Source organism: Streptomyces sp. NPDC021012 (genome assembly GCF_044333355.1).
In the GTDB taxonomy this organism is placed as follows: Bacteria; Actinomycetota; Actinomycetes; order Streptomycetales; family Streptomycetaceae; genus Streptomyces.
On the sequence record NZ_JBIRQU010000024.1, the window covers coordinates 45,853 to 66,092 of the forward strand.

Annotated in this window: 21 protein-coding genes and 2 pseudogenes; 11 read left to right on the forward strand and 12 right to left on the reverse strand. The window is 71.9% G+C overall.

Annotation, left to right across the window (positions count from 1 at the left end):
- Window positions 1-121: 121 nt before the first annotated feature.
- Both ACH4TP_RS39100 and ACH4TP_RS39105 read left to right on the forward strand, forming a co-directional pair.
- Entirely contained in the window at window positions 122-316 is a 195-nt protein-coding gene (locus tag ACH4TP_RS39100) for a hypothetical protein (protein WP_015032212.1), read from the forward strand.
- 37 nt (window positions 317-353) lie between these two features.
- Window positions 354-2,084 (forward strand): hypothetical protein, encoded by a 1,731-nt coding sequence (locus ACH4TP_RS39105; RefSeq protein WP_398191739.1) that lies wholly within the window; start codon window positions 354-356, stop codon window positions 2,082-2,084.
- 73 nt (window positions 2,085-2,157) lie between these two features.
- Here the strand turns inward: ACH4TP_RS39105 and ACH4TP_RS39110 are convergent, their stop codons facing one another.
- Complete coding sequence (locus ACH4TP_RS39110; protein ID WP_389237746.1) at window positions 2,158-3,660, reverse strand: PLP-dependent aminotransferase family protein; 1,503 nt, start codon at window positions 3,658-3,660, stop codon at window positions 2,158-2,160.
- A gap of 64 nt (window positions 3,661-3,724) precedes the next feature.
- On the opposite strand from ACH4TP_RS39110, the gene ACH4TP_RS39115 reads away from it, so the two are divergent.
- From ACH4TP_RS39115 to ACH4TP_RS39130, 4 genes are all read left to right on the forward strand, one after another.
- Window positions 3,725-4,432, forward strand: a complete 708-nt coding sequence (locus ACH4TP_RS39115; RefSeq protein ID WP_389237748.1) for a YitT family protein — start codon at window positions 3,725-3,727, stop codon at window positions 4,430-4,432.
- Window positions 4,429-5,193, forward strand: coding sequence for a glycerophosphodiester phosphodiesterase (locus ACH4TP_RS39120; RefSeq protein ID WP_398440579.1), 765 nt, complete (start codon window positions 4,429-4,431; stop codon window positions 5,191-5,193). The genes ACH4TP_RS39115 and ACH4TP_RS39120 overlap by 4 nt, the downstream gene beginning before the upstream one ends.
- Window positions 5,194-5,234: 41 nt before the next feature.
- Window positions 5,235-6,605, forward strand: coding sequence for an MFS transporter (locus ACH4TP_RS39125; RefSeq protein ID WP_398440580.1), 1,371 nt, complete (start codon window positions 5,235-5,237; stop codon window positions 6,603-6,605).
- A gap of 255 nt (window positions 6,606-6,860) precedes the next feature.
- Window positions 6,861-7,235 (forward strand): RNA polymerase-binding protein RbpA, encoded by a 375-nt coding sequence (locus ACH4TP_RS39130; RefSeq protein WP_015032218.1) that lies wholly within the window; start codon window positions 6,861-6,863, stop codon window positions 7,233-7,235.
- A 125-nt stretch (window positions 7,236-7,360) separates the two neighbouring features.
- Here the strand turns inward: ACH4TP_RS39130 and fxsA are convergent, their stop codons facing one another.
- The 4 genes from fxsA to ACH4TP_RS39150 all read right to left on the reverse strand — a co-directional run bounded on the left by fxsA (window position 7,361) and on the right by ACH4TP_RS39150 (window position 11,410).
- Window positions 7,361-7,954 carry an FxsA family membrane protein gene (gene fxsA, locus ACH4TP_RS39135; RefSeq protein ID WP_398440581.1) on the reverse strand — a complete coding sequence of 198 codons (594 nt, stop codon included), beginning with the start codon at window positions 7,952-7,954 and terminating at the stop codon, window positions 7,361-7,363.
- A gap of 72 nt (window positions 7,955-8,026) precedes the next feature.
- Window positions 8,027-8,803 (reverse strand): polyprenol monophosphomannose synthase, encoded by a 777-nt coding sequence (locus ACH4TP_RS39140; protein ID WP_389237756.1) that lies wholly within the window; start codon window positions 8,801-8,803, stop codon window positions 8,027-8,029.
- Window positions 8,804-9,270: 467 nt separating this feature from the next.
- Window positions 9,271-10,902 (reverse strand): amidohydrolase, encoded by a 1,632-nt coding sequence (locus ACH4TP_RS39145; RefSeq protein ID WP_389237758.1) that lies wholly within the window; start codon window positions 10,900-10,902, stop codon window positions 9,271-9,273.
- Window positions 10,903-10,969: 67 nt separating this feature from the next.
- Window positions 10,970-11,410: an Lrp/AsnC family transcriptional regulator gene (locus tag ACH4TP_RS39150; protein ID WP_017242178.1), complete on the reverse strand. Its 441-nt coding sequence runs from the start codon at window positions 11,408-11,410 to the stop codon at window positions 10,970-10,972.
- A gap of 225 nt (window positions 11,411-11,635) precedes the next feature.
- On the opposite strand from ACH4TP_RS39150, the gene ACH4TP_RS39155 reads away from it, so the two are divergent.
- Window positions 11,636-12,004: a hypothetical protein gene (locus tag ACH4TP_RS39155; protein WP_389237760.1), complete on the forward strand. Its 369-nt coding sequence runs from the start codon at window positions 11,636-11,638 to the stop codon at window positions 12,002-12,004.
- A gap of 9 nt (window positions 12,005-12,013) precedes the next feature.
- On the opposite strand, the gene ACH4TP_RS39160 is transcribed toward ACH4TP_RS39155, so the two are convergent.
- Both ACH4TP_RS39160 and ACH4TP_RS39165 read right to left on the reverse strand, forming a co-directional pair.
- Window positions 12,014-13,105, reverse strand: coding sequence for a phosphotransferase family protein (locus ACH4TP_RS39160; protein WP_398440582.1), 1,092 nt, complete (start codon window positions 13,103-13,105; stop codon window positions 12,014-12,016).
- Window positions 13,106-13,115: 10 nt separating this feature from the next.
- Window positions 13,116-14,177 (reverse strand): hypothetical protein, encoded by a 1,062-nt coding sequence (locus tag ACH4TP_RS39165; RefSeq protein WP_398191861.1) that lies wholly within the window; start codon window positions 14,175-14,177, stop codon window positions 13,116-13,118.
- A 204-nt stretch (window positions 14,178-14,381) separates the two neighbouring features.
- Here ACH4TP_RS39165 and ACH4TP_RS39170 point away from each other — a divergent pair, with 204 nt between their 5' ends.
- Window positions 14,382-14,726, forward strand: a complete 345-nt coding sequence (locus ACH4TP_RS39170; RefSeq protein ID WP_398191754.1) for a hypothetical protein — start codon at window positions 14,382-14,384, stop codon at window positions 14,724-14,726.
- Here ACH4TP_RS39170 and ACH4TP_RS39175 read toward each other — a convergent pair.
- The 3 genes and pseudogenes from ACH4TP_RS39175 to ACH4TP_RS39185 form a co-directional block, all read right to left on the reverse strand.
- The gene (locus tag ACH4TP_RS39175; protein ID WP_398191757.1) at window positions 14,689-15,864 is read right to left on the reverse strand and encodes an acyl-CoA dehydrogenase family protein; all 1,176 of its coding nucleotides are present in this window, start codon (window positions 15,862-15,864) and stop codon (window positions 14,689-14,691) included. The two genes, ACH4TP_RS39170 and ACH4TP_RS39175, sit on opposite strands and share 38 nt — an antisense overlap.
- 139 nt (window positions 15,865-16,003) lie before the next feature.
- Window positions 16,004-16,150: an SCO1431 family membrane protein gene (locus tag ACH4TP_RS39180; RefSeq protein ID WP_107484094.1), complete on the reverse strand. Its 147-nt coding sequence runs from the start codon at window positions 16,148-16,150 to the stop codon at window positions 16,004-16,006.
- Window positions 16,151-16,225: 75 nt separating this feature from the next.
- A pseudogene (locus ACH4TP_RS39185) lies at window positions 16,226-16,366 on the reverse strand (peptidase C39 family protein); the annotation flags it as partial.
- 165 nt (window positions 16,367-16,531) lie between these two features.
- Here ACH4TP_RS39185 and ACH4TP_RS39190 point away from each other — a divergent pair.
- Window positions 16,532-16,909 (forward strand): hypothetical protein, encoded by a 378-nt coding sequence (locus tag ACH4TP_RS39190; protein ID WP_398440583.1) that lies wholly within the window; start codon window positions 16,532-16,534, stop codon window positions 16,907-16,909.
- 70 nt (window positions 16,910-16,979) lie between these two features.
- Here ACH4TP_RS39190 and ACH4TP_RS39195 read toward each other — a convergent pair whose 3' ends face one another.
- Window positions 16,980-17,183 carry a hypothetical protein gene (locus ACH4TP_RS39195; RefSeq protein ID WP_383676429.1) on the reverse strand — a complete coding sequence of 68 codons (204 nt, stop codon included), beginning with the start codon at window positions 17,181-17,183 and terminating at the stop codon, window positions 16,980-16,982.
- Between the two features lie 584 nt (window positions 17,184-17,767).
- Here ACH4TP_RS39195 and ACH4TP_RS39200 point away from each other — a divergent pair.
- A pseudogene (locus ACH4TP_RS39200) lies at window positions 17,768-19,002 on the forward strand (IS110 family transposase).
- 11 nt (window positions 19,003-19,013) lie between these two features.
- Here ACH4TP_RS39200 and ACH4TP_RS39205 read toward each other — a convergent pair.
- Complete coding sequence (locus ACH4TP_RS39205) at window positions 19,014-19,229, reverse strand: hypothetical protein (RefSeq protein ID WP_398440585.1); 216 nt, start codon at window positions 19,227-19,229, stop codon at window positions 19,014-19,016.
- Between the two features lie 118 nt (window positions 19,230-19,347).
- On the opposite strand from ACH4TP_RS39205, the gene ACH4TP_RS39210 reads away from it, so the two are divergent.
- Window positions 19,348-20,079, forward strand: a complete 732-nt coding sequence (locus tag ACH4TP_RS39210) for a transposase (RefSeq protein WP_398440587.1) — start codon at window positions 19,348-19,350, stop codon at window positions 20,077-20,079.
- The last annotated feature ends 161 nt before the right edge of the window (window positions 20,080-20,240 follow it).

The following is a 20,240-nucleotide window of genomic DNA, read 5'->3' on the forward strand; positions in this document are numbered from 1 at the left end:
CCGTCCGCCGGTCAAGTGAAATCGCCCGTTTTTCACTCGAATGCACCTTTAGTCACATAGATACTTGCTGTGAACCTGGAAGGACTCATGGTGACTGTCCCCTCAACCAGGAGAACAACCAATGATCCTGTCCATCTCAGGCGTGGTCCTGCTCGGCATCATCTGCTTCCTGTTCTTCAAGAAGGACGGGATGAAGGCCTCGCACGCCCTCGTCAGCGCGCTGTTCGGCTTCTACCTGGCGGGCACCGCCATCGCCCCGAGCATCACGGCGGGTGGGCAGAGCCTCGCCGGTCTCCTGGGCGGGATCAAGTTCTGACGCCCTCCAGTCCCTTCCATCGATTCAGGAGTACTTCGTGGCCCGGCGACCACTCCCCCGCATTCTGAGCAGCGGCAGCGCGCAGATCGCTCGCAGTCGAGAGATCGCGCGTTCGGCCGCCGACAGCGCCACCGACGTGCTCCATCCGCTGATCACGGTCTCCCGCGGTCTGCGGAAGCTGGCCGCGACCGCGCGCGCCAAGTGGGCCGCGACCCCCAAGGAGCGGCGTGGTCCCACGCTGCTCCTGGTCGCGGCCTGCGTCCTGGTCGTCGCCCTCATGCCGTACGGGCCGCTCCTCGCGCTCGTCGCCCTGATGGGCGCGGCCGCGTGGAAGGGCCGTGAGCGGCCGGTCGTGAAGACCGGGCCCGACGACGCGGAGATCGCCCGGCTCAAGGGCCTGTACGAGGCCCTCGTGCCGTACTTCTCCGTCCCCGAGGACCCCTCCCCGCTCTTCTCCCACGGCGGCGACTGGAGCGGCGCCTTCGCGGAGTACGCCTTCGACGAGGACGGCCGGCTCACCCGGCTGAGGATCGCCTATCCCCCCTACTTCACCGACGGCGAGCCCGCCGCACGCGCGCGCATCGAGCAGCTGCTGCATGCCAAGTCGGGGCGCGGCCGCGAGTACCTCTTCGACTGGGACGAGGAGGGCAACCGGCTCGTCATGAGCGTGCTGCCCGCGCTGCCCACCACGATCGCCGCCCAGCGCTTCGTCACGGTGCCGGGCGAGACCGTCCTCGGCTTCACCGACGCCGACGCCGTGCAGCGGACGGTGCCCGTCGTCTCGGCGGACGGCACCGAGGACGCGCCGGCCGTCGTCTGGCGCACCGGCCCCCGCTCCACCGAGCCGCACCTGCTCGCCGTCGGCCAGCCCGGCAGCGGCACCACCTCGCTGCTGCGCTCGATCGCCCTCCAGGCCCTCCCCCACGGCGACGTGCTGATCGTCGACGGCGGCGGCACCGGCGAGTACGCGTGCCTGACCGGCCGCGACGGAGTCCTCGCGGTCGAGTGCGGGCTCTCCGGCGCCCTCGCCACCCTGGAGTGGGCGGCGCACGAGACGGAGCGGCGGCTGATCGCCGCGAACCGGGCCCGGCAGGCCGGCCTCCCCGCCCCGGAGGACACCCGCCGCCCGCTGTGGATCCTGCTCGACCGGCCCGGCGCCCTCGGCCACCTGGCCGCCGCCGACGGCCGCCCCGACCCGCAGGAGCTGCTCCAGGTGCCGCTGCGGCACGGGCGCGCGGCGCAGGTCACGGTGGTGGTCGCCGAGCAGTTCGACGGCGTGGACACACTGGGCGAGGCGGTGCGGACCCACACCCGGGCCCGGATCGTCCTCGGCCCCGCCGCCCCGGAGCAGATCGCCTCCGTCCTGGGCGCCCGGCCGCACACCACGCCGACGCCCGAGGTCCCGGCGGGCCGCGGGTACGCGCGCCTGGGCACCGGTCCGGTCCTGCGGCTCCAGGTGCCGGCGACGCCCGACCCGTACGACGACGCGACGAGCGAGGCGCACCGCCAAGCGGTCCTGGAGCTCCTCCCGGAGCGCAGCGCGCACTCGGCGCCGGCGGCGCCGGTCCTGGTCAAGACCCCGGCCCCGGTCGCGGCTTCGGACACCGTCTCCTTCTCGGCCGTCGTCGCGGCCCCCGACACGGTCACGCTCTCGGCCGCCGCGGTCGAGGCGGTCCCCGGCTCGGCGCCGGAGCCGGCCCCGGCGCCCCGCTCCGAGGCGGGCCCCGGTCCGGCCCCGCTCCACGCGCCCGTCCCCGCGGAGGGCTGAGCCCCCACGCCGGGCACGTACGGAGGGTCCCCACGCGCGCGCGTGGGGACCCTCCGTACGTGCGCGTGACGGGCTACGCCACGAACGACCTGGGCGGTTCCGCTCCTCCGCCGCCCACGCCGGACTCGACCAGCCGGGCCGCGGCGGCGAGCCGGACGGCCGCCTCGTCCGCGACCGGGCCGCCGACCGTGAAGGGCAGCCGGACGAAGCCCTCGAAGGCGCCGTCGACGCCGAAGCGGGGCCCGGAGGGGACGCGGACGCCGACCCGCTCCCCCGCCTCGGCGAGCCGGGAGCCGGAGAGGCCGCCGGTGCGGACCCAGAGGGTCAGGCCGCCGCGCGGGACCGAGAACTCCCACTCCGGGAGCTCCCGGCGGACGGCGGCGACGAGCGCGTCCCTGTTCTCCCTGGCCTGCTCGCGGCGGAGGCTCACGGCCTCCTCCCAGCCGCCCGTCCGCATGAGCCAGTTCACCCCGAGCTGCTCCAGGACGGGGGTGCCGAGGTCGGCGTACGCGCGCGCGGCGACCAGGGAGCGGATGACGTCGGGCGCGGCCCGGACCCAGCCGATCCGCATGCCCGCCCAGAAGGCCTTGCTGGCCGAGCCGACCGTGAGGACGGTGGCGCCCGCCGGGTCGAAGGCGCAGACCGGCCGGGGCATCTCCAGGTCCTCGTCCAGGTGCAGCTCGGCCATGGTCTCGTCGACGACGAGCACCGTGCCGGCCGAGCGCGCCGCCTCGACGAGCTGCCGCCGCTGGTCCTCGTCGGCGAGGGCACCGGTCGGGTTGTGGAAGTCGGCGACGACGTACGCGAGGCGGGGCGCCGCGTCCCGCAGCACCTGCCGCCATCGGGGCAGGTCCCAGCTGCCGAGGCCCTCGGCCATGGCGACGGGCACGAGCCGGGCGCCGGCCGAGCGCATCAGCTGGAGGATGTTGGCGTACGAGGGCGACTCGACGGCGATCCGCTCGCCGCGCCCCGCGAAGAGGTGGCAGATGGCGTCGATGGCGCCCATGGCACCGGTCGTGACCATGATCTGCTCGGGCATGGTGGGGATCCCGCGCGCGGTGTACCGGTCGGCGAGCATCTGCCGCAGCGCGGGCAGCCCGGCCGGGTAGTCGCCGTGCGTGTGGGCGTACGGCGGCAGCTCCTCCAGGGCGCCCTGGACGCCCCGGGTGAGCCAGGGCTCGGGCGCGGGCAGGGCGGCGCAGCCGAGGTCGATCATCGAGCCGAGGGCCTCGGGGGGCAGCGGTTCGAGGCCGCGCGCGGGCAGCGGGTTCCCGGCGGGGACGGAGGTCCAGCTGCCGGCGCCGCGCCGGGACTCCAGGAAGCCCTCGGTGCGCAGCGCCTCGTAGGCCGCGGCGACCGTGGTCCGGCTGACGGTGAGCGCGAGGGCGAGTTCCCGCTCGGCGGGCAGCCGGGCGGCGACCGGGACGCGGCCCTCCAGGACGAGCAGCCGGATGCCGTCGGCCAGCGCGCGGTAGGCGGGCGGCTTGCGGACGCCGGGGCCCGCGGGCCGGGGCTGCTGCGCCTGGAGTTGCCGGGCGAGCTGAGCCGGTCCCACCGCCGAAGTCCACTGAGCCATGGAAATCAGTCCACCTTCCTCGAATTGGCCATGGTTGGCATCCGATGCCCCGCCACAGAGTGTCATGGGTCAGTCCACTACCACCACCTTGGGGGGCAGTTCCTTGTCCATCGCCTCCGGCCCGCGCGGCCGGCACCTCACCCGCCGGCTCGTCCAGCTGTACGTCGGACTGACCCTGTACGGGGTGAGCTCGGCGCTGCTCGTGCGCAGCGGGCTCGGTCTGGAGCCCTGGGGCGTCCTCCACCAGGGTCTCGCCGAGAAGACCGGGCTGACCATCGGCGTGGTGTCGATCGTCGTCGGCGCGGTGGTGCTGCTCCTGTGGGTCCCGATCCGGCAGCGGCCCGGGCTCGGCACGGTCTCCAACGTGTTCGCGATCGGTCTGGCGATGGACGGCACCCTGGCCCTGGTCCCGGACGTCGACGGCCTGGCCGGGCAGATACCGCTGCTCCTGCTCGGCATCGTCCTCAACGGGGTCGCGACCGGCCTGTACATCGCGGCGCGGTTCGGGCCGGGCCCGCGCGACGGTCTGATGACCGGTCTGCACCGGCTCACCGGCCGGTCCATCCGGCTGGTGCGGACGTCCATCGAGGTGGTGGTGGTCGCCACCGGCTTCCTGCTCGGCGGCTCGGTCGGCGTCGGCACGGTCCTCTACGCCCTGGCGATCGGACCGCTCGCCCAGTTCTTCCTGCGCCGGTTCGCCGTCCCCGAGCCGGACTCCGTCCCCACCCAGGTCGCCACCGGGACACCGGAAGGCGCCATACTGCGGCCGTGACTCGCGTACGCCACCCCTATCTCGACCATCCCTCCCCCCTCGCGTTCGCCCATCGCGGCGGCACGGCGAACGGCCTGGAGAACACCGCGACCGCCTTCCGCCGGGCCGCCGCGGCGGGCTACCGCTATTTCGAGACCGATGTGCACACGACGTCCGACGGGGCGCTCGTCGCGTTCCACGACGCGACCCTCGACCGCGTGACGGACGCCTCGGGCCGGATCGGCGACCTGCCGTGGGCGGCGGTGCGGGAGGCCCGGGTGGCGGGCACGGAGCCCCTGCCGCTCTTCGAGGACCTCCTGGAGGAGTTCCCGGAGGCCCGCTGGAACGTGGACCTCAAGGCCGAGTCGGCCCTCGCGCCGCTGGTGGACCTGATCCGCAGGACCGGCGCCTGGGACCGGGTCTGCGTGGGCTCCTTCACCGAGTCCCGGATCGCGCGGGCCCAGCGCCTGGCCGGTCCGCGGCTCGCCACCTCGTACGGGGTGCGCGGGGTGATCGGGCTGCGGCTGCGCTCCTGGGGCATCCCGGCGGCGCTGCGGGCCGGAGCCGTGGCGGCCCAGGTGCCGGAGCGCCAGGGCGGGGTCCCGGTGGTCGACCGCCGGTTCGTCCGGGAGGCGCATGCGCGCGGGCTCCAGGTCCACGTGTGGACCGTGAACGATCCGGCCCGGATGAACTCTCTCCTCGACCTGGGGGTCGATGGCATCATGACCGATCACCTGGAGACGCTGCGCGGCGTGCTCACCGACCGGGGAGCGTGGATCTGAGCCGCGTCCCGGCCACGGGAACGAACAAGGGGGGCGTGGCCTTGACCGCAGACACCATCGAGCCGGAGGAGTACGCCTCCGATCCCGCCGAGCGGAAGCGCGAGCAGCGGGGCTGGTACTTCTACGACTTCGCGTGCTCGGTGTACTCAACGAGCGTGATCACCGTCTTCCTCGGCCCGTACCTGACCTCCGTGGCGCGGGCCGCGGCCGACGCCGAGGGCTTCGTGCACCCGCTGGGGATCCCGGTGCGGGCGGGCTCGCTCTTCGCGTACGCCGTGTCCGCCTCGATCGTGGTCGCGGTCGTGGTGATGCCGCTGGTGGGCGCGGTGGCGGACCGTGCGGGCCGGAAGAAGCCGCTGCTCGCGGCGTCGGCGTACCTGGGAGCGGCGGCCACGACGGGGATGTTCTTCCTGGCGGGCGAGCGCTATCTGCTCGGCACCTTCCTGTTGATCGTGGCGAACGCCTCGCTGTCGGTCTCGATGGTGCTCTACAACGCCTATCTGCCGCAGATCGCGGAGCCCGACGAGCGGGACGCGGTCTCCTCACGCGGCTGGGCCTTCGGGTACACGTCCGGCGCGCTGGTCCTCGTCCTGAACCTGGTCCTCTACTCGGGGCACGACTCCTTCGGCCTCTCGGAGGGCGAGGCGGTCCGCATCTGCCTGGCCTCGGCCGGTCTGTGGTGGGGCGCCTTCACTCTCGTGCCGCTGCGACGGCTGCGCGACCGGCAGGTCCGCCCGGAGGGAGCCGGGCGGTCCGGCGAGGGCGCGGTCGGCAGCGGCTGGGGCCAGCTGCGGGCGACCCTGAAGGACATGCGCCGGCATCCGCTGACGCTCTCCTTCCTCCTCGCGTACCTGATCTACAACGACGGCATCCAGACGGTGATCTCGCAGGCCTCGATCTACGGGTCCGAGGAGCTGAAACTCGACCAGACGACGCTCATCACGGCGGTCCTGCTCGTCCAGGTGCTCGCGGTGGCGGGCGCCCTCGGGATGGGACGACTCGCCCGGGTGTACGGCGCCAGGCGGACGATTCTGGGCTCGCTGGCGGTCTGGACGCTGATCCTGGCGGCGGGCTACTTCCTGCCGGCGAACTCGCCGGTGTTCTTCTACTGGCTGGCGGCCGCCATCGGCCTGGTCATGGGCGGCAGCCAGGCGCTGTCGCGCTCGCTGTTCTCGCATCTGATACCGCGCGGCAAGGAGGCGGAGTACTTCTCGGCGTACGAGATGAGCGACCGCGGGCTCAGCTGGCTGGGTCCACTCGTTTTCGGTCTCGCGTATCAGCTGACCGGAAGCTACCGGGATGCCATCATCTCCCTGGTGATCTTCTTCGCCGTCGGTTTCGTACTGCTCGCCCGGGTTCCCGTCCGGCGTGCGGTGGAGGCCGCGGGGAACCCGATACCCGACCGTATTTAGACGTGGCGGTGAAAGGGCGGTAGTGTACGCGTTTGGCCTGCCAGGCGGACCGTTACTGCGTGCTGCTTTGGTGAAGACACCGGGTCACATCTGCCGTCAGATGTGACAAAACGGGCACTGGTGGGTACAACAAGGGGCGGCACGACGGGCGACGCATGACCCGGCACGGGAATCTTTACCGCCGACCGGACGTTGACCGGATAACGACGACAGCGACACCTGTCCTGTGGGCGACAAGCCCGGGAGGCACGATTCATGAGTGAGCGAGCTCTTCGCGGCACGCGCCTCGTGGTGACGAGCTACGAGACCGACCGCGGCATCGATCTGGCCCCGCGCCAGGCGGTGGAGTACGCATGCGAGAAGGGACATCGTTTTGAGATGCCCTTCTCGGTCGAGGCGGAGATTCCGCCGGAGTGGGAGTGCAAGGTCTGCGGAATCCAGGCACTCCTGGTGGACGGGGACGGACCTGAGGAGAAGAAGGGCAAGCCTGCGCGTACGCACTGGGACATGCTCATGGAGCGGCGCACCCGCGAGGAGCTGGAGGAGGTTCTCGCCGAGAGGCTGGCCGTCCTGCGTTCCGGCGCCATGAACATCGCCGTGCATCCGCGCGACAGCCGCAAGTCCGCCTAGCGGACCGCCGCGAGAGCACAACGCCGCGGGGCCCGGTACACGAGCTGTGTACCGGGCCCCGCGGCGTTCGCGTGCCCGCACGAGGGTGCGGGCACGAAAAGGATCGAGAAGGATCAGGGAGAAGATCAGGGCATCAGCGGCGGGCGGGGCTCCTCGGGCCCACGAGGGCCCTGGGAGGCGTCCTCGCGGATGACCTCGCCCTGGACCACCTTCCCGTCCGGCCGGTGGATGCGGGCCTGCTGGAAGGCGTCCTGGAGGCTGCCGGGAGGTGCGGCGCTCATCCGGCGCTCGACGGCCTTCTCCGCGTACCGCCCGAGGAACGAGCGGACCTGCGGGATCAGCAGGAGCAGACCGGCCGCGTCCGAGAGCAGGCCGGGGATCATCAGGAGCAGGCCGCCGAGCATCAGGAAGCCGTTGCGGTCGTCCGCACCGGCCCCGTCGGCGGGCGAGGGCGCCACGCCGCTCTGCGCGGCCGCCTGGGCCTGCTGGAAGGTCGAGGTGAGGTTGCGGAAGGCACGGCGGCCCGCCCGCTTGACGACGGTGGCGCCGAGCACGGCACCGCCGACGAGCAGGACGAGGGCGGTCAGCCCGCCCGCCGCGTTCGCCACCACCGTGAGCAGCCAGATCTCCAGGACCAGCCAGGCGGCGACGCCGAGCGGGAGGAACGTACGCGCGCGTGAGCGCTTGGGGGCGTGGGGAGGCGGTGCGCCGGTCGTCATGATGCCCAGTGTGCCTGGCGCCCCGCCGGAACGTCGTAAAGAAAGGATCAGTGCGAAGGGTCGGTACGGAGGTCAGGAGGACTTGCGGCCGAGCAGCTTGCCGACCTTCTCCGCACGGGCCGTCAGGCCCCAGCCGGTGACCCGCCACAGCGCCTCGACGACGATGTTGCGGCTCATCTTCGAGTCGCCGATCTCCCGCTCCACGAAGGTGATCGGGACCTCGACGACGTGGAAGCCGGCGGCGATCGCGCGGCGGGCCAGGTCGACCTGGAAGCAGTAGCCCGCCGAGGCCACGTCCTCCAGGCCCAGGCCCTCCAGGGTCTCCTTGCGGAAGGCCCGGTAGCCGCCGGTGACGTCGCGGATCGGCACGTCGAGCATCACGCGCGAGTAGAGGCTGCCGCCCTTGGAGATGAACTCGCGGGACTTCGGCCAGTTCACGATCCGCCCGCCCGGCACCCAGCGGGAGCCGAGGACCAGGTCCGCGCCCTTGAGGGCGGTGAGCAGCCGCGGGAGCTCCTCGGGCTGGTGGGAGCCGTCGGCGTCCATCTCGACGAGGACGCCGTAGCCGTGCTCGATGCCCCACCGGAAGCCGGCGAGGTAGGCGGCGCCGAGCCCCTCCTTGCCCTTGCGGTGCAGGACGTGCACGTGGTCGTCCTCGGACGCGATCTCGTCCGCGAACTTGCCCGTGCCGTCAGGGCTGTTGTCGTCGGCGACGAGAACGTGCGCCTCGGGTACGGCCTCCCGCACCCGCGCGACGATCGGCTTGATGTTCTCCGCCTCGTTGTAGGTCGGAATGATCACCAAGGCCTTGCCGAGCGGGCCGTAACGCCTCTGGCCACCGTCGTTCACTACTGCCCCTTCGGATACATACGCAGGCCCCCACCATAGCGAGGTCCCCGGTGTGCTCCGGCGTGGCGGGTCGAGTGGTCCGGGTGACAGACCGGACGGAAGGGACCACCGGGACGCGTGACGTGCGGTGCGGGGCCGGGCGTCCTTCGGTCCGACCTGGGATCCGCTGGCTGCGGGTCGACCGAGAGCCGTTGTCTACTGAACGTCCGGGCCCCACCCGGGTCGCACCTTCCGCCGGAGAAACCTTCCCTCGCGGCCGAGGCGCGGGCGGCGTTCGGCTACGGCACGGGGGGCGGTCCGGTCGGACGTCCTGTGGTGGACGCGGTGAACCTACCCGCCCCCGGCGGGCGACTGTCAACACCCACTTGACCTGCGAAGACTTCCCAAAAGGCCAGGCCGGAGGGGAAGATCCGCAGGTCGGGGACAAGCGTACGGAAGGGCGACCTCAAGGGCGAAATGTCCCCATATCACTCGTTCGGTCGTACGAACACCGTCTGTCCGTACACCACCGTGCGGAGACAGACCGGGAGATCGACACCGGGCGACAGATCGGGCAGACCGGGCGTTCCGGAGCGGGGGTCGGTGGACCAGCGGGCGACCCGGTCGTCGGGCGCCTGCACGACGAGCTCCTCGGTGCGCCAGACCGCGTAGTCGGCGGGGGCGCCGGGGACCAGCGTCCCCGCGTCGTCCCGGCCCACCGCCCGCCAGCCGCCCCGGGTGTGGGCGGTGAAGGCGGCACGGGCGGAGATCCGGTGCTCGGGGGTCCGGTGGAAGGCGGCGGCGCGCACGGTCCCCCAGGGGTCGAGCGGGGTGACCGGGCTGTCGGAGCCGAAGGCCAGCGGCACCCCGGCGCGCAGGAGCGCCGCGTACGGGTTGAGGGTGCGGGCGCGCTCGGCGCCGAGGCGGTCGGCGTACATGCCCTCCTCGCCGCCCCAGAGGGCGTCGAAGGCGGGCTGCACGGAGGCGGTGAGTCCCAGCTCGGCGAAGGCGGCGATCGTCTCGGGGGTGAGCATCTCGACGTGCTCGACGCGGTGGCGGGCGGCCCGGATCCGGGCCAGGCCGAGCTTCTCGGCGGCGGCCCGGACGCCCTCGACGACGGCGGTCACGGCCGCGTCCCCGATGGCGTGGAAGCCGGCCTGGAGGCCCGCCTCGGTGCAGGCGACGACGTGCAGGGCGACGGTGGCCGCGTCCAGGTGGGCCGAGCCGGTGTGTCCGGCGTGGTCGGCGTACGGCTCGTGGAGGCAGGCCGTGTGGGAGCCGAGGGAGCCGTCGGCGAACAGGTCGCCGGCCGCGCCGAGGGCGCCCAGGGCCCGCGCCCGCTCGACGTCGAGGTCGGCCCAGTAGCCGACGACCCGGGGGCCGGCCTCCTCGCGCGCGAGGTCCAGGAGGCCGGTGAAGTCCTCCTCGGAGGAGATCTGCGGGCCGCCGCACTCGTGCAGGGTGCCGATGCCGAGGGAGGCGGCGTGGGCGCGGGCGGCGCGCTGGGCCTCGGTGCGCTGCCGCGGCGACACGGCGGCGAAGGCGGCCGCGCGGACGGCGTGGTGGGCGTCGCCGGTGAGCGGCCGCTGCCCGTCGTGGAAGCCGTCCAGCTCGCGGACGCCGGGCACGAGGTCGAGGAGGGCGGTGGTGACGACGGCCGAGTGGACGTCGATCCGGGTCAGGTAGAGCGGGCGGCCGCCGGTGAGTTCGTCGAGTTCGGCGCGGGTGAGCGGGCGGCGCTCGGGCCAGCGGGCGGCGTCCCAGCCGTGGCCGATGAGGATGCGGTCCTCGGGGCGGGCGGCGGCGTGGGCCCGGATCAGCCCGGCGGCCTCGGCGAGCGAGGCGGCGGCGGACAGGTCGAGCCCGGTGAGGGCGAACCCGGTGGCGGTGGTGTGCACGTGCGCGTCGACGAACGCCGGGGTGACGAGGGCGCCCTCCAGGTCGACCACCTCGTCCACGCCGGACGCGAAGGCGTCGGCCGCGCCTTCCGAGCCCACCCAGGCGACGTGACCGCGCTCCACCACCATGGCGGTGGCGAAGGGGTCGGCGGGGCTGTGGACTTCTCCACCGCGCAGCAGCACGGTGCGGTGTTCGCCGGCAGACGTCGTGGTCTCACTCATGCACACCAGGCTAGGACCTGCCGGGACGCGGTTTGTCCGGCAGGTCCCCCTCGGTGGCCCCGGCGCGTCAGATGCGGGGCGGCCTGGCCTCGTACGGCGTGGACAGGACGACGGTCGTGCGGCTGGAGACCCCGGCCTGGGAGCGGATGCGGCTGAGCAGGTGCTCCAGCTCCAGCGGGGTGGCGACGCGGACCTTGAGGATGTAGTTCTCGTCGCCCGCGACGCTGTGGCAGGCCTCGATCTCGGGGATGTCGGCGAGCCGGTCGGGGGTGTCGTCGGGGGCACTGGGGTCGAAGGGTTTGACCGAGATGAACGCGGTGAGCGGCAGGCCGACGGCCTCCGGGTCGACGACGGCGGCATAGCCGCGGATGACACCGCGCTGCTCCAGGCGGCGGACGCGCTGATGCACCGCCGACGTGGACAGGCCGGTGGCCTTGCCCAGGTCGGTGTAGCTCATGCGCCCGTCCTTGACCAGCAACTCCACGATCTGACGATCCAGCTCCTCCATGCGGTGACCCTATTGCCCCGGACGGGTCGGGGCACGGCCGGGGGCGGCGGGTATGGGGCGCTTTGGGCTGTCACGGGGCACCTGCGACGGGCATGTGACGAACGCCACAGGTTTGAGTCGTGCCCGGGTTACCGCCTCACGATTATGCGGAGTTCCGTATGGGAAGTGCTTGCTGTGGTCGAGGCCGCACAGATCCGGCCGACCCAGCCGAGGGGGAGATTCCCAATGCAGGAGCCTGTTGATTCGGTCGACACGTCCGACGAGCTCGACGCGTACGACACTTTTGAGATGTTCCGGGTGGTCTGCCCGGAGTGCGCGCGGCCGATCGCGCTGCTCGCGGACGAGGACGCGCTGCCGGAGCACGCGCTCTGCCCGTCGCCGTGGAACCCCTTCGTCCTGAGGGTCTGCCCGGGCACGGGCCTCGCGGCTTCCGAGGCCCGCCCGACCGACGACGTCCTGGGGGTCCAGGAGCAGGACACCGCGCTGCTCCTGACGCTCCCCCAGGGACTCGACTGGCGCACGCAGCCCTTCTCTCACGTCGGCGGTCCGGGCTCGCGCCCGATCCGGGTGCCGCAGATGCGGCGCGCGGCCTGAGCCTTCCGGCTACCAGTAGCTTCCCCGCACCATCGCCGCGAGCGTGGCGTGGTGCAGGATCAGGCCGTCCGGGTCGCCGGGCACCTCGACCTCTCCGAAGTGGGCCTGGCGGTACGCGATCCTGAGCATCACGATCGCGTGCCGCAGCGCCGCGTAGAGCGTGTGGAACTCCATGTCGCGCGGGGTGTGCCCGGTCAGTTCGGCGTACCGTCGCTCGACCGCGTCGCGCCGCAGGAAGCCGGGGAGTCCGGGCTGCCCGAAGCCGACGGTCAGGTCCTGGAAGAAGCGGTGCAGGTAGACGGTCCAGCCGAGGTCGACCTCGCGCGGGACGTACGCCGCCATCTCCCAGTCGAGGACGGCGGCGGGCGTGAATCCGTCGTAGACGATGTTCCCGATGCGCGCGTCGCCCCAGCCGAGGACGGCGGGACCCTCGTCGGCCGGCCAGTGCTCCTCCAGCCAGTCGAAGGCCGACTCGATGAGCGGTGAGGGTGCGATGCCCTCCACCACCCAGGCGTAGTAGGCGCGTTGGGCGTCGACGTGGCGGCGCAGCGGGCTCCCGGTGCCCTCGGGCAGCAGGAACTCGGCCTCCTTCGCGGGGAACTGGTCGTGCAGCCGCGCGAGTACGGAGACGGATTCGGCCTCCAGGTGGGCGCGTTCGGCGTCGGTGGCGGCGTGCAGCCAGTTCCCCTCGTACGTGTAGGGCATGACGTCCGGCGGGACGCGGCCCTCGGCGCGGGCCATCACGAAGAAGGGGGCGCCGAGCGGTTCCGGGTCCTCCTCCAGCCAGAGCACGCGCGGCACGGGCACGTCGGTGTGCTCGCCGACCAGGCGCATCACGCGGTGCTGGCGCGCCATGTCGTAGACGGGGAAGACGGTGTACGCGGCGGGGTCGGCGGCGAGCCGCAGGGCGCAGCCGCGTACGGGGGCGTCCGGGTGGTCGAGGTCGAAGAGCAGGGTCTCGCTGGACATGCCGTTGGAGCCGGGGACGGCGAGTCCCTCGACCCGGGCCCCGGGCAGGTGCCGGTCCAGCCAGGCGGTGAGCCGCCGGCCGAGCTCCTCGGGGTCGCGGGTGGTGGTGCGGGGGCGGGGCGCGGTGGCCACATCGGCCTCCTCAATTGGCTGTCGAGGTGTGGTCGGCGAAGCCGCTGGGGTCGTGGCGGCCGAAGGAGCCGTGCTCGAAGATTCCGTAGCCGGTGCGGCCGTCGAGGGTGAAGCGGGCGGCGTGGTCGGTGACGCCGTAGGCGGCCATGGGGTGGGCGGCCGGGTCGGAGAGGTCGTAGACGCGGCGGTCGGTCCAGCCGCGGCCCTGCCAGGTGCCGTGCTGCCAGTCGGTGGCGGGCGGGTATCCGGCGCCGACGGCGAGCGGGGAGGAGGCGAGGATCTCGACGCCGATCTCCAGGGGTTTTCCCGCCGGGTCGGTGAGGTGGACGGCGGCCCGCTCGGGGTGGCGGGTGCCGGGACGGTACGTGATCTCGGTGCGGGGCCAGCCGAGTTGGGTGTCGCGGCGGCCGTTCCGTACGAGCAGGGCCTCGTTGAGGGTGCGGTAGCCGTCGGCGTCCTCCTGGGCGATGACCATGAGGAAGCGGTCCTCGAAGCGCATCGGTATCCAGAGCCAGTGGAAGCCCTCGGGGCGGGACTCGGCGGCGCGGCCGGGTTCCTCGCCGGGGATCGGGCGCACGCCCCAGCTGCGGTCGCGGGTGCCGGTCCACTCCCCCGCCGTGACGGTGAACTCCTCGCCGCCGGCCCTGATGGTGCCCTCGCAGTGTCCGGCCTGGACGAAGCGGCGGCCTTCGAGGGTGAGCCGGCCGCCGTGGCGCTGGGTGTGGTGGGGTTCCCAGACGGCAGGGAAGTCGCCGGTCCAGGTGAGGTCGAAGGAGAGCCCCTCGGGGTCGCCGGGGTCGGCCGCGCAGCGCAGGGAGAGGCGCCGGAGCGGTTCGTCGACGGTGATGGCCAGCGGGCCGACGGAGAGGTTCGTCCGGTCGTCGCCGAGGGCGTCGGAGGCGCGGACGGCATGCAGGCGGTCGCCGGTGCGCAGGGTGGCGTAGGCGTCGATGACCCCGGTGTTCGGGTAGACGCCGAGCCCGGCGATGAGCAGGGCGCGGCCGGTGTGGTCGAAGACGTGGAAGATGCAGCGGTCGTAGGCGTTCCGGTCGCCGCTGACGTGGTGCTTCATCGAGAGCGGTGCCTGGTGCACGGGGTATTCGTCGAGCGCGACGGGCCGGTCGTCGTCCACGGCTGACCTCCTGAGCGGCGAGTGGGATCTGACGGTACGTCAGGTCACGGTCGGTGGGCCAGAGTCGTGCGCCGGGTACCGGACGAACTGCCGCTCGAATCCCTCCGGCGGTGACCCCGGCCGCCGGGGCGCGTTGGTCCGGGCATGACCACGCTGTACACCACTCCCAGCGGTTACGGTCGGCACCGGCAGGCCGAACCGCGCGGTGAAGAATCGGTTCCTCAGCCGACGGCGCCGACGTCGTCGCCTGCGCCCGTCCCCGTCCCCGTACCGACGCAGGTGCAGACCCCGGCACAGGCGCAGCCCAAGCCCCCCGCCCCCGCCGACCCGCCCATCTACCGGGACGTGCTCTCCCTCTGGGCCAGCCAGGGCCGGACCCTGCCCGGCCACCGCGACCAGGAGTGGACCCGGCTCGCCGCCGGACCGGTCTGGGCGGACCGCACCGTGCGCGTCAGCGGGACTCTGGTCCGACCAGGTGACGGGCGATGACCACGCGCTGGATCTGGTTGGTCCCCTCGACGATCTGGAGCATCTTCGCCTCGCGCAGATACCGCTCCACGGGGAAGTCCGCCGTGTAGCCGTAGCCGCCGAGCACCTGCACCGCGTCCGTCGTGACCCGCATGGCGGTGTCCGTGCAGAAGAGCTTGGCCATCGCCGCGCACCGACCGAAGGGCCGCCCCTCGTCCCGGAGCCGCGCCGCCTCCAGATACAGCGCCCGGCCCGCCTCGATCCCGGTCGCCATGTCCGCGAGCAGGAAGCGGAGCCCCTGGAAGTCGGCGATCGGCCGGCCGAACTGGCGGCGCTCCCGCGCGTACGCGACGGCCTCGTCCAGGGCCGCCCGGGCCAGGCCCACCGCACAGGCGGCGATGCCGAGCCGCCCCGCGTCCAGGGCGCCGAGCGCGATCGCGAAGCCCTGCCCCTCCGCGCCGAGCCGCCGGTCGTCGGCGACCCGCACCCCGTCGAAGTGCAGCTGCGCGGTGGGAGAGCCCTTCATGCCCATCTTCCGCTCGGGAGGGGCGGCGCTCAGCCCCGGCGCGTCCCCCGGCACCAGGAAGGCGGTGATGCCGCGCGCTCCCGGGCCGCCGGTGCGGGCCATGACCGTGCAGAAGTCCGCGATGCCGCCGTGCGTGATCCAGGCCTTGGTCCCGTCGATCACCCAGTCGCCGTCCCCCTCCCGCACCGCCCGGGTCCGCAGCGCCGCCGCGTCCGATCCGGCGGAGGGTTCGGAGAGGCAGTAGGCGCCGAGGAGCCCGCCGCCCAGCATCGCGGGCAGGTGCGCGGCCCGCTGCGCCTCGGTGCCGAAGCCGGCGAGCGCGTGGCAGGCGAGGGTGTGGACGCTCACCCCGAGCCCGACGGTGAGCCGGGCGGCGGCGAGCTCCTCCAGGACCTGGAGGTAGACCTCGTACGGCTGGCCGCCCCCGCCGTACCCGGGGTCGTACGGCAGCCCGAGCAGCCCGGAGCGGGAGAGCAGCGCGAACAGCTCGCGGGGGAAGCGGCCGGCGGCCTCCTCCTCCGCGGCGGCCGGGGCGATCTCCCGCCGGGCGATGTCACGCACCAGGGCGAGCAGCTCCCGGGCCTCGTCGGTGGGCAGCCGGCGCTCCACGCCGTCCGCGGTGCTGTCGGCCATGACCGGACGCTCCTCCCTGCCGGGCGCGCGCGGGGCGCGGCGATCGGGGGGAGTATGCCCGTTCCGTACCGGGGGATCACACGGCCGTCCGGCATCCACACGGTTGCCGGTCCCGCCGTGCGCGTCCGCCCCTGTCACCTCACATGAGGCCCGCGCGGGTGACGAGGACGGCGAGCAGCACGACCAGGGTCCAGCCGAGGACGTGCTCAAGGATCTTGGGCCCGTCCTCACGGGGGCCGCCCGTGCGGGCGCGGACGAGGAGACGGGAATGGGTGGTGGAGGTCATGGCGACCACCTTGCGCCACGGGGGCGCCCCCGGGGTAGAGACGTCGGTCACGTCCCCCGGGGCCGCCGCCCCGCGTCAGACGATCCCGAGACCCTCCAAGGCCTTGCGCTGGGCGGGCGTGGGACGCTCGGGGAAGTAGAGGTAGCAGACCCCTCCTGTGCCGGAGACCACTTTGCCGCTCGCGTTGTAGCGCTTGGTCCGGAGCCAGATGTTCTCCAAATGGGAGGGCGCCGCTTACCACGCGACACCCTCCCGCACAAACATGCAGGTCAGAGGCACGGACCGCGTGAGACGAATTGAGCCCGAACGCGCTGGTGCTGACCTGGTGCTGACTTCCACTGGCGTCCGTTCCGATCCGTTCGGGTGCGTCGCGCTGGATCGGTGCTGACTCTGCGTCCCCTCACCAAACTGGTTCTCGAGGCTTTGTGCAGGTGCGGCACAAAGCTCGTCATCGATGACATCCACATCCTCGACGTCTCCATCAGGGACGGCCGTCTGGCTAACAACAACCTGAAGCACCTCGCCAACTTCTGCGCCAGCCCCTTCGTCTACACCGGAGGTCGAAGTCCTGAACTCCTGCCTCTTCCTCGAAGGCTGACAAAAGGAGAGCGCTACGCAAACCGCCGGCCGCTTCACCCATTTCGAACTGCGCCGCTTCAGCATCGACACCATCGCCGCCGCCTGAAAAGGGCCACCGCCGCCAAGTCCATGGAGGAGGCCCTCGGCCTGTTCAAATACAAGCCCGGAACGCTCGACTAAGGGCTGTCCCGTAACTGATGGCCAGGCGTTAATGGATGGGTAGTCCGCGGGCTCGCATGCAAGTCGAGGTTCACCTGCCGCCCGACTTGATCCATGGCCATTTCACGATGCAGACCACGACAGGGGCGACGAGCATGGCCAGCAACCACAGGCCCACGCTCGCTGGAGAGTAGATGTAGTAGCGCCAATGCTCTGGCAGGGGTGACGGCGCGAGTAGGAGCAAGATCAGCGTGGCCCATGTGGCCAGTACGGCGGCTGCCATGCGCGCGGTCATCTCTATCAGCCCCTTCGACGGCGCTCATCTCTACGGATCGGATGATAGGGCGGCTGAGATGATCTTGGTGTGACTGGTGTGATCACGGCGTCGGAGTCGTCCTAATCCGTAGTTATGAGCGTTCCGCAGACGCGGGTGCTTCTCGGAGCGTTCGAGTACCAGACCGTGACATCCAGGTGCAGCCGGGCCGTGGAGGCCTCAACGTAGATCGGTGCGCGGTCGTGGTGCTCAGGGCGGTGGCGGTCACGAGGGCGCTGGATGGATGTCTTGCGAGACCCAGGCGATCAACGTCTATCTGTAGAACGACGGCGTTCAGCGCCTTCGTGACTGCCATCGCCGTCAACACCTACGACCTTGATCACTCGTTGGTGTGCGTGGTGCGAGCCCGCCGCACGGTGACTTCTTGATACGCCCGAGCCGCCCGAGCTCCTGCATAGACCGAGGCCCGTGGGGTGCGCTGGTGCCACGAACGGCTAGTGAGGTGGCGGCCCGACCGCGCTGCGGTTGAGGCCTGGGATTAGGTCGCTGCGTGGCCCGCATGCGCTCGTGACCAGCGCAAACGCCGAACTCTGGAGAGGGGAACCTTGATCTATTGCGGAATCGACTGGGCGGAACAAACCCACGACGTCGCCCTGGTCGACGACACCGGCCAGCTCCTGGCCAAGCGGCACACCACCGACGACGCGGCCGGCTACAAAATCCTGCTGGAGCTGCTCGCCGAGTACGGCGATACCGCCGAGAACCCAATCCCGGTCGCGATCGAGACCTCCCGCGGCCTGCTCGTTGCGGTCCTGCGGACCGGCACGCGCAAGGTGTTCGCGATCACCCGATGGCCGCCGCCCGCTACCGCGACCGGCACAGCGTCTCGCGCAAAAAGTCCGATCCCGGCGACGCCCTGGTCCTGGCGAACATCCTCCGCACCGACATGCATGCCCACCGGCCCCTGCCCGACGACTCCGACCTCGGCCGCGCGATCACCGTCCTCGCACGCGCCCAACAGGACTCCCTGTGGAACCGACAGCAGCTCGCCAACCAGCTCCGCTCCCTGCTGCGCGAGTACTACCCCGCCGCCCTGGCCGCCTTCGCCACCTGGACCAACGGCCTGTGCCGGCGTGAGGCCCGCGAGCTCCTCAAGACCGCCCCGACACCGACCCGGGCCGCACGGCTGACCCGCGCCCAGATCCAGGCCGTGCTCAAGCGCGCCGGCCGCCAGCGCGGCATCGAAACCGAAGCCGACCGCCTCCGCGAGGTCCTCCGCGCGGAGTGGGCCCACCAGCCGCCGCTGGTCGAGGACGCGCTCGGCAAGCAGATGCTCGCCCTCCTCATCCAGCTGGACGCCGCCTGCACCGCTGCCGACCAGCTCGCCGAAGCAGTCGAAGAAGCCTTCCCCCAGCACCCAGACGCGGAGATCCTGCTGAGCTTCCCCGGACTCGGCATCCAGCTCGCCGCCCGCGTCCTCGCCGAGATCGGCGACGACCGGACCCGCTTCGCCGACGCCCGCGGCCTCAAGGCCTACGCCGGCTCCTCACCCCTCACCCGGGCTTCGGGCAAGAAGTCCGCCATCACCCGACGCTGGGTGAAGAATGACCGGCTCAACCACGCCGGCTACCTCTGGGCCTTCGCCTCACTCCGGGCATCCACCGGGGCCAACGCCCACTATCGGCGCCGCCGCGAACAAGGCGACTGGCACGCGGCCGCCCAGCGCAACCTCTTCAACCGCATGATCGGCCAGCTCTACCACTGCCTCCAGAAGCGCGAGCTTTTCGATGAGCTTGCGGCGTTTCCTGCCCCGCCGGAGCTCGCGGTCAGCGCTGCCTGACGGGCGGGCGGTCAGAGGTCGAGCTCGAAGTACTCGTCGATGGAGATGAAGCGGTGCTGGCCAGTCTCGGGATCGACCTCCAGGGGGACGTTCCCGCCGATCCCGCCGCCCTCGTCGGCGGCGTTGTAGAAGACGTAGAACTTCCCGTGCCGCTGCGTCACCGAGGTGACGGCCAAGTACTCGCCGATGAGCCCCTCGGCCAGGATGCGTGCGTCGCTCTCGCTCAACAATGGAACCTCCTCTGTCGAGGCAGGCTATCCGTACGAGGAGACGCCCTTCCGCGGCACTCGATGTTCGAGGACGTGAGCCCTCCGGCTTGACGGCGTAGCAACGTGAGGTGTCTGGATAGCCCCGTTCTCCGGGCTGAGCCCGCGCGCCTTTGGGAAGCTGGTGATGGTTCTGCGGCGCGAGGGTGCGGGCGCGGTCCGCAGGGGCCGGCCGTGGAGTCTTCCGCTGGAGGACCGGGCCTTGCTGGTCGCGGCGTACTGGCGCACGAACCTCACGATGCGGCAGCTCGCCCCGCTGTTCGGGGTCTCGAAGTCGGCGGCGGACCGGATCATCGACCATCTCGGGCCGATGCTCGGGCTTCAGCCCCGCAAGCGGTTCGCCAAGGGCACCGTGCTCATCGTGGACGGCACCCTGCTCCCCACCCGTGACCACACCATCGCCGCGCAGTCCAAGAACTATCGGTACTCGACCAACCACCAGGTCGTCATCGACTCCGACACTCGCCTGGTCGTCGTGGTCGGCCGGCCTCTCGCCGGAAACCGAAACGACTGCAAGGCGTGGGAGGAATCCGGCGCCAAGGCCGCCGTCGGCAAGACCCTCACGATCACCGACGGCGGCTACCCCGGCACCGGACTTGTCATGCCTCATCGTCGACGAAAGGGCGAAGACCTGCCCGAGTGGAAGCAGGCGCACAACAAGTCCCACAAGCAGGTCCGGGCCCGCGTCGAGCACGTCTTCGCCCGCATGAAGACCTGGAAGATCCTCCGCGACTGCCGCCTCAAAGGCGACGGCGTCCACCACGCCATGCTCGGCATCGCCCGGATGCACAACCTCGCACTCGCCGGATAGGCCGGTGGGCCGCATAGCGGCCAGCCGTGCCCGAGACGACTCTAAGATCATTTACGGGACATCCCTTAGCTTGATCTTTAACCTGTGCGGCGAGGCCGTGGGGTCGTCGACTTCTTCGCCTTCGGTTTCATGGTGTCTGTTTTGCGGACTGTGTGGACGTC

Excerpts from the sequence above, each read along its gene's own strand:
- ACH4TP_RS39115 (WP_389237748.1), top strand. The coding sequence starts at position 3,725 with ATGGGTCAGTCCACTACCACCACCTTGGGGGGCAGTTCCTTGTCCATC.
- ACH4TP_RS39165 (WP_398191861.1), bottom strand. The coding sequence starts at position 14,177 with ATGAAGCACCACGTCAGCGGCGACCGGAACGCCTACGACCGCTGCATC.
- ACH4TP_RS39145 (WP_389237758.1), bottom strand. The coding sequence starts at position 10,902 with ATGAGTGAGACCACGACGTCTGCCGGCGAACACCGCACCGTGCTGCTG.
- ACH4TP_RS39150 (WP_017242178.1), bottom strand. The coding sequence starts at position 11,410 with ATGGAGGAGCTGGATCGTCAGATCGTGGAGTTGCTGGTCAAGGACGGG.
- ACH4TP_RS39195 (WP_383676429.1), bottom strand. The coding sequence starts at position 17,183 with ATGACCGCGCGCATGGCAGCCGCCGTACTGGCCACATGGGCCACGCTG.
- fxsA (WP_398440581.1), bottom strand. The coding sequence starts at position 7,954 with ATGACGACCGGCGCACCGCCTCCCCACGCCCCCAAGCGCTCACGCGCG.
- ACH4TP_RS39175 (WP_398191757.1), bottom strand. The coding sequence starts at position 15,864 with ATGGCCGACAGCACCGCGGACGGCGTGGAGCGCCGGCTGCCCACCGAC.
- ACH4TP_RS39180 (WP_107484094.1), bottom strand. The coding sequence starts at position 16,150 with ATGACCTCCACCACCCATTCCCGTCTCCTCGTCCGCGCCCGCACGGGC.
- ACH4TP_RS39100 (WP_015032212.1), top strand. The coding sequence starts at position 122 with ATGATCCTGTCCATCTCAGGCGTGGTCCTGCTCGGCATCATCTGCTTC.
- ACH4TP_RS39155 (WP_389237760.1), top strand. The coding sequence starts at position 11,636 with ATGCAGGAGCCTGTTGATTCGGTCGACACGTCCGACGAGCTCGACGCG.
- ACH4TP_RS39170 (WP_398191754.1), top strand. The coding sequence starts at position 14,382 with ATGACCACGCTGTACACCACTCCCAGCGGTTACGGTCGGCACCGGCAG.
- ACH4TP_RS39110 (WP_389237746.1), bottom strand. The coding sequence starts at position 3,660 with ATGGCTCAGTGGACTTCGGCGGTGGGACCGGCTCAGCTCGCCCGGCAA.
- ACH4TP_RS39130 (WP_015032218.1), top strand. The coding sequence starts at position 6,861 with ATGAGTGAGCGAGCTCTTCGCGGCACGCGCCTCGTGGTGACGAGCTAC.